The 8322-nt window shown below is 38.1% G+C and carries 6 protein-coding genes and 1 pseudogene; all 7 read left to right on the forward strand.

Annotated features, from left to right (window positions below):
* Positions 1-1413, forward strand: a 1413-nt coding sequence (locus VFS71_RS08835; protein WP_326400683.1) for a RagB/SusD family nutrient uptake outer membrane protein, incomplete at its 5' end; no start/stop codon positions are given.
* 137 nt (positions 1414-1550) lie between these two features.
* Positions 1551-2546: an arabinan endo-1,5-alpha-L-arabinosidase gene (locus tag VFS71_RS08840; RefSeq protein ID WP_326400685.1), complete on the forward strand. Its 996-nt coding sequence runs from the start codon at positions 1551-1553 to the stop codon at positions 2544-2546.
* Positions 2547-2600: 54 nt separating this feature from the next.
* Positions 2601-4148 carry an alpha-N-arabinofuranosidase gene (locus tag VFS71_RS08845; RefSeq protein ID WP_326400687.1) on the forward strand — a complete coding sequence of 516 codons (1548 nt, stop codon included), beginning with the start codon at positions 2601-2603 and terminating at the stop codon, positions 4146-4148.
* Between the two features lie 10 nt (positions 4149-4158).
* Entirely contained in the window at positions 4159-5784 is a 1626-nt protein-coding gene (locus VFS71_RS08850) for an arabinan endo-1,5-alpha-L-arabinosidase (protein ID WP_326400689.1), read from the forward strand.
* Positions 5785-5862: 78 nt separating this feature from the next.
* A complete protein-coding gene (locus VFS71_RS08855; RefSeq protein WP_326400691.1) occupies positions 5863-6846 on the forward strand; it encodes a glycoside hydrolase family 43 protein in 984 nt (327 codons plus the stop codon).
* A gap of 116 nt (positions 6847-6962) precedes the next feature.
* Positions 6963-7946, forward strand: coding sequence for an arabinan endo-1,5-alpha-L-arabinosidase (locus tag VFS71_RS08860; protein ID WP_326400693.1), 984 nt, complete (start codon positions 6963-6965; stop codon positions 7944-7946).
* Positions 7947-8023: 77 nt separating this feature from the next.
* Positions 8024-8322, forward strand: a pseudogene (locus tag VFS71_RS08865) (glycoside hydrolase family 127 protein); the annotation flags it as partial.

Here is an 8322-nt window from a genome sequence, read left to right on the forward strand (position 1 = left end):
GAAGGAATCAATGCCACTTATTCAAGCTTATTGACGGATGGAACCTATATGAGAAGTACCCCATTACTATTAGACTTAAAAGGAGATGATACTCGAAGCAATAGTCCATGGGGAGCTATGTACAACGTAGGTCGTTTTAACTCAAATGTAACTGATGCTGCCATTTACGGTTGGTGCTATGAAACTTGTTATCAAGGTATATTTAGAGCCAATCAAGTTTTGACTAATGTTCCAAACATTGATATGGCCGATGCGGCACTAAAAAATAGAATCCTTGGACAAGCTTATTTCTTAAGAGGATTGTATTTATTTCATATGGTAAACATGTTTAAAAACGTTCCAGTACCAACAGAAATAGCAGTTTATTATCCACAAAAAACACAGGAAGAAGGCTGGGCTCAAGTAATTGCAGATTTTAAAGCTGCTGCTGATCTACTACCTACAACTTATACAGGAATTTCTGGTATAGATGCAGGAGAAAAAGGACGCGCTACCAAAGGAGCTGCATTAGGATACTTAGGAAAAGCATATTTGTTTACCAAAGATTTCACTAATGCAAAAGCAACATTCAAACAAGTAATTGATTCAGGTGTTTATTCTCTAGTATCTAATTACCGTGATAACTTTACAGATGCCAACGAAAATAATTCAGAATCTTTATTCGAGGTTCAATTCAGTAGAGAAGCAGGTGGAGTTGCATTGGGTTGGGGTGGAATACCAGCATCAAACTGGGGTAAAACTTCGGCAAGAGCGATTACTTATGCTCCAAGAGCTTTCGGATGGACAGATGTACAACCAACTTGGACTTTATTTAATGAATACCATGATGAGTTAACAACTTCAGGTGCTGTAGATCCTCGTTTGGATGCTACCATGTTCTACAACAAACCTGGAACAAAACTTTACGGACAAGATTTTGCTACATTTTATGCTGCTAATCCAGGAGATTTGAATGATATTTTCTGTAGAAAATATGAAAACTCAGATGGTGCCTATGCTAATGAATATGATTGGCGTTCAGGAATCAACGAGCGTTTATTACGTTATGCTGACATCTTGTTAATGTATGCTGAATGTTTGAACGAAACTGGAGATACTCCGGGAGCATATACATATATCCAAATGGTGAGAGACCGCGTAGGTTTACCAAACTTAAGCACTGCAAAACCTGGACTAAGTCAAGCTGCCATGAGAGACCAGATAGGACACGAAAGATTCTTGGAATTCCCTCTTGAAGGCCACCGTTTTGATGATATTCGCCGTTGGGGATGGTTAGAAGATGCTGCAAAATTAGCTTGGTTAAAATCAAGAGATGTAGAATATGATAGCTATGCCCCAGGAAGAGAATATTTCCCTATTCCACAATTAGATATGGACAACAATCCAGGAATGACACAAAATCCAAGTTATTAATATAATATTTTTTTGAGTTAGTTTAGTTATTAAAATCATGTGGTATTTCCTAAACGGGTTACCACGTGATTTTATAACTTAAAATAGAATCGCAGAATGGCATGAGTTTATCTAAAAACAACACTTAATTTTAAATTATGATAAAAATAAAAACATACATTGTTCTATTAAGTTTAATAATAGTAAGCTGCCAAAAAGAGGATATTTCTACTCTTTCGGATGCTGAATTACAAGTTTCTGGTTCTTCCAACTTAACTGCAAAAACAGTTACTGGAAATGTTCCTTCCCATGATCCAAGTACAATTGTAAAAAGTGGTGTGAATTATTATGTATTTACAACTGGAGACAATATCCCTATGACGTACTCAACAAATTTGGCTAGTTGGACTTGGGGAACATCCGTATTCACTTCAACACCAAGTTGGATAACCAGTTATGTATCAGGTTTTACAACAACATTTTGGGCACCTGATGTAGCATGGTTTAATAACCGTTGGAATATGTATTATTCCTGCTCTACTTTTGGATCGGCAACCTCAGCAATAGGTTTGGTTACCGCTCCTTCAATTTCTCAAAGTGCAGGGACAAAATGGACAGATAGAGGCGTTGTTGTTTCCTCCTCATCATCTTCAGACGTAAACGCTATTGATCCTTCCATTTTAGTAGACGGAAGCAATGTTTATATGGCTTATGGTTCGTTTCATGCTGGTATTGGTGTCATCAGCATTGATCCGACTACTGGTAAAACTACTGGAAGCAAAACAATTGTTGCCGGTGGCAGTAACGCAAGTTGGGAAGCACCTTGCTTAATTAAAGAAGGTAGCTATTATTATATGTTTGCCAATCGCGGCGCATGTTGCCAAGGAGTAAATAGTACTTACTACATTGTAGTGGGACGTTCATCGAGTCCATTTGGTCCATTTGTGGATAAAAGCGGCGTATCATTAACTAGCGGTGGAGGCACAACTGTATTAAAAACAACTGGAAATTACATAGGTCCAGGACATATTTCCAGAATTGTAGGTACCCAAAAAGGTTCTGTTCACTATTATGACGGTGCTGATAGCGGAAATCCTAAACTGGAAATAGTTAATTTTACATGGTCAGGAGGCTGGCCTACTATTGCATATTAAAAAAATCATATTTAGGGGGAAGCCACAACTTCCCTCTTTATAAATTAAAACATCATGAAAAAAGTCTTATTCTTCTTATCCATTATTGCTTTTTGTAGCCAAACGAGTTTTGCACAAAAAGAAACCACAGTAGTTACCATAAAAAATACTGCAAATGCTCCAACTATTAACAAAAACATCTATGGCCATTTTGCAGAGCATTTAGGAAGGTGTATCTACGGTGGATTTTTTGTGGGTGACACTTCAAAAATACCAAATACAGCCGGTGTTCGTAACGACATTATTGATGCCTTAAAAAAATTAAAAATTCCTAATCTTCGTTGGCCTGGCGGTTGCTTTGCAGATACATATCACTGGAAAGATGGTATTGGTCCAAAAGAAAATAGACCTACAATAGTAAACAAATGGTGGGGAGGAACTACAGAAGATAATAGTTTTGGGACCCATGATTTCTTGAATCTATGTGAAGCTTTGGGTGCCGAACCATATCTTTCAGGAAACGTAGGAAGTGGAACCGTACAAGAACTGGCAGACTGGGTACAATATACCAATTTTGGTGGCAAAAGTCCAATGAGTGATTTGCGTAAAAAAAATGGAAGAACAGAACCTTGGAAAGTAAAATTCTGGGGAGTTGGAAATGAAGCTTGGGGTTGTGGAGGAAATATGACTGCCGATTATTATGTTGGAGAATATAGAAAATTTGCCACTTTCATGTCTGATTGGGAAAACACAGGCGGTTTAACTCGTATTGCTTCGGGATCTAATAGTGCCGATTATAATTGGACAGAAACTTTAATGAAAGACATTCCACTAAACATGCTAGGAGGAGTTGGAGTACACCATTATGCTGTAATCGATTGGGCAAAAAAAGGAGATGGTGTGGATTACACAGAATTTGAATATTTCCAAACGATGAAATCAGCTTTGAAAATGGAGGAATTGGTTACCAAACACTCCGCCATTATGGACAAATATGATCCAGAAAAAAAAGTGGCAATGATTGTAGACGAATGGGGAGCTTGGTATGAAGTGGAAAAAGGGACAAATCCTGGATTCCTGTACCAACAAAACACAATGAGAGATGCAGTTTTAGCTGGATCAACTCTTAATATTTTCAATAATCACGCAGACAGAGTTCGAATGGCCAACTTAGCGCAATGTGTTAATGTCTTGCAAGCAGTTATCCTTACCGATAAAGCCAAAATGATCTTGACGCCAACTTATTATGTAATGCAAATGTATAGTGTACATCAAGATGCACAACTTTTGCCTATTACCATAAAATCACCACTATACGCTTATAAAGATGAAACACTTCCTGCCTTATCAGCTTCAGCTTCGAAAGATAAAAAAGGATTGGTTCATATTTCATTAGTAAATGTGGATTCAAAAAAAGAAAACACCGTAGAGATTGACCTTAATGAACTTGGCATCAAATCTATTACTGGTCAAGCTATAACTTCATCAAAACTTCAAGATTTCAATTCATTTGATAACCCAACAAAAATACAACCCGTTCCTTTCAAAGGTTTTGATGTTAAAAAAGGAAAACTTACAGTTAACATTCCTCCTTTCTCAGTTATAATGTTAGAAGGCAAATAAACTATTCACCATGAAAAAATCAAATTCCATTGTAAGAGTAGCATGCTATTTAGTACTTGTACTAACTGTGGCAGTCTCATTGGGTAGTTGTTCCAAAGGGGATGATCCTACACAGGAGCCAACTCCTACACCAACGCCGACACCTACACCTACCCCAACACCTACTTTCAATGGGCCTACCTACGCCGATAATTATTCCTCCATTGCCTCTTGGGGTAATAATTCGAAATGGAATTTAGCCAACGTACATGATCCGTCGGTAGCCAAATGTGGAGATTATTATTATATGTACCAAACTGATGCTTCCTACGGAAATGCGACAGATGGACATGGGCATTTTTTCTACAGACGTTCCAAAGATCTTATTAACTGGGAATTCATGGGTTCCTCAATGACCACGGCTCCAGCTTGGGTAAAAGATTCTTTGAATAACAAAAGAGCAAGAATGAATCCTGCTTTACCACCAATTGAAAATCCAAATTATGGATATTGGGCTCCTTGTGTTCGAAAAGTCGGGAATATTTACAGAATGTATTATAGCATTGTGGTCGACAACCCTATAATTGGAACTACTTTTGATAATAGCTGGGGCGAAAGAGCCTTTATTGGTTTGGCCGAGACAAGTGATTTGGCATCCAATGTTTGGGAAGACAAAGGAATGGTAGTTTGTTCAGAACCCGATGGTGTAAAACCATACTCGTTTACAGGCACCAGAAACTGGGATGATGCTTATTTTAAATTCAATGCAATTGACCCTAGTTTTATTGAAACTCCAGCCGGTGAGCAATACCTAATTTACGGTTCTTGGCATTCTGGTATCGCCGCTTTAAAACTAAATCCAACTACTGGAAAACCAGATCAACTGAAAACCTTAAGCGATTACGGCACTCGCATCGCAACACGTAGCGCTACCAGTCGCTGGCAAGCCTCCGAAGGAGCGGAAATTATATACAATCCAGACACACAATATTATTATTTGTTTTTAGCCTATGATGGTTTGGATGTGCCATACAACACCAGAGTTTGCCGTTCAAAAAACATTATGGGACCTTACCTAGGAATTGATGGTGCCAATGTAACCACTGGCGCCGATTGTTGGCCAATGCTGACGCATCCTTACGGATTTAATGGCCATACAGGTTGGGTTGGGATTTCACATTGTGCCATTTTCCAAAATCCAGAAACAAAACAGTGGTTTTACTCTTCACAAGCTCGTTTACCAAAAGATGTAGCGGGAATTGCCGTTTCAAATGCCATAATGATGGGACATGTTCGCGAAATCCAATGGACCGAGGATGGATGGCCAGTAGTAGCTCCCGAGCGTTATGCTGGTGTGCCTGCAACTACCATTACCGAAGCATCTTTCATTGGAACATGGGAACAAATCACTATGAATTACCAATATGCCGCCATTCAAAAATCGGCTACTGTCTATTTAACAGCGGACAAAAAAGTAAGCGGTGGCGTTTCAGGAACTTGGGCGTATGACAGCACAAACAAAACATTGACCGTAAATGGCGTAAAATGCAAAGTAAGCGATGCCTGGGATTGGGAAAGTGCCACCCGCAAAGTAACACTAACCTATTCTGGACTTACCACTGCAGGGATACCTGTTTGGGGCAAAAAAATAAATTAATCTATTACTAAACAAATGCCTTTTTTAATAATCTAAAAAAGGCATTTGTTTTAACCAACATATTCTTTTTACTAAAAAATGAAAAACACAATCATAACCCTATCGCTTTTGGCATTTGTTTCGTCTTGGAAAACAAACGCACAAGATAATGTTTTGGCTTCAGCCAATGGAGGAAACGTTACCATCAACAACCCTATTATCAAAGACAAATACACTGGAGATCCAGCGGCTTTGGTTTACAAAGACAAAGTGTATCTCTATGCAGGTCATGATGAAGCGCCAAATGATTTTAATTTTTATAAAATGAACGAATGGCTGGTGTATTCCTCTTCCGATATGGTGCATTGGCAGGAACATCCCGTTCCGCTGAAAGTAACCGATTTTGCTTGGGCAAAATCCGATGCTTGGGCAGCTCAAGTAATAGAACGTAACGGAAAATTTTACTGGTATGTTACTGTTGAACACGGAACTATTAATGGAAAAGCTATTGGAGTAGCGGTTTCAGACAGTCCGACTGGCCCTTTCAAAGATGCACTCGGAAAAGCACTTGTTACAAATGACATGACAACTCAAACCAATATTAGCTGGGATGACATCGATCCAACGGTGATGATAGATGACGATGGACAAGCCTATCTTTTTTGGGGAAATACCGTTTGTCATTACGCCAAACTAAAAGCAAACATGACAGAACTTGATGGCCCAATCCAAACCATTCCTTTACCGAATTATACCGAAGCGCCTTGGATTCACAAGCACAACAACTGGTATTACTTATCGTATGCCTATCAGTTTCCTGAAAAAATTGCCTACGCCATGAGTAAATCCATCAACGGACCATGGGAATACAAAGGAATTTTGAATGAAATAGCCGGAAATTCAAATACCAATCACCAGGCGATAATCGATTTCAAAGGAAAATCGTACTTCATTTACCACAATGGAAGCATCGAACCCAATGGAGGCAGCTTTAGAAGATCTGTTTGTGTTGACCGTTTGTTTTACAATAAAGACGGGACTATGAAAAGAGTGATTATGACTACTGAAGGGATAACGAAGTAGGCAATTTACAGAATTCAGATTTCAGATCGCTGAATTATATTGAACATAAACGAATAACAAAACCAATTTGAGTTTCTATTTTCTTAAATGACTTATATGGTTAAAAAAAATAAAACATGAAACTTCACAAACATATATCACTCCTATTCTTTTTCTTTTTAATTGCTTTAATTGGCACCTCATCATTGGCACAAGACATTACCGTTCATGATCCCGTGATGATCAAACAAAAAGACACTTATTATTTATACTGCACAGGAAAAGGCATCAGTGTTTTTAGTTCCACAGATTTAAAAAATTGGAATAAGGAATCACAAATATTTCCAGAAAAACCTGTTTGGGCGGATTCAGTGGTTCCTGGTTTTGACAATCATATTTGGGCACCGGACATTTCTTTTCACAACAATACTTATTATTTATATTATTCGGTTTCCGCTTTCGCAAAAAATACTTCGGCCATTGGAGTGACAACCAATACTACTTTGGATCCAAAAGACCCCGCTTACAAATGGGTAGATCAGGGAATTGTCATTCAATCCATTCCTAATAGAGACCTCTGGAATGCCATCGATCCTAATTTGACTTTCGATGAAAACAATACCCCTTGGCTCGCTTTTGGCTCTTTTTGGGAAGGGTTAAAAATGGTCAAATTGAGTTCCGATTTAAAATCAATTGCACAACCACAAGAATGGCACACTATTGCCAAGCGCAAAAGAACATTCGAGTTAGCCGATTCCGACCCAGGTGATGGCGCATTAGAAGCTCCTTTTATCTTCAAAAAGAATGGTTATTATTATGAATTTCTATCTTGGGATTTGTGCTGTCGAGGCGAAAAAAGTACCTACAAAGTAGTCGTTGGCAGATCCAAAACCATCACTGGTCCATACGTTGACAAAGACGGAAAATTATTAACCGAAGGTGGCGGAACTTTATTAATTCAAGGAGACAAAAACTGGTTTGGTGCAGGGCACAACAGCACCTATACTTTTGACGGGAAAGATTATATCATTTATCACGCCTACGATTCAAAACAAAATGGAAGACCATTGTTACAAGTAAAAGAATTACAATGGGATGCTGATTTATGGCCAACGTTATAAAAAAATTTAATTTATTTTAAAAATGTATTTTATACACTTATTTTATTTATCTTGCACCTTAGAAAAATTTTAGACTAATGAAAATTGTAAAATATAAAAAATATTCCCTTTATCTGATGGTGTTGTTTTCCTTTTCAGGCAAAACAAATGCTCAGAATAGTGCAGCAAAAAACGCTGGATATACCATCACTCCAGTTAATATTCAGAATGTAAAATTAACCGATGCTTTTTGGCTACCCATCATCAAAAAGGTTCAAGAAAAAACCATCGAATATGCCATTCACAAATGTGAAGAAGAAGGACGTTTGGATAATTTCTTGATTGCCGGCGGAAAAATGAAAGGCGAAGTCAAAGGACAAATGCCTTTTGACGATAC

Source organism: Flavobacterium sp., assembly GCF_035760125.1.
GTDB lineage: Bacteria > Bacteroidota > Bacteroidia > Flavobacteriales > Flavobacteriaceae > Flavobacterium.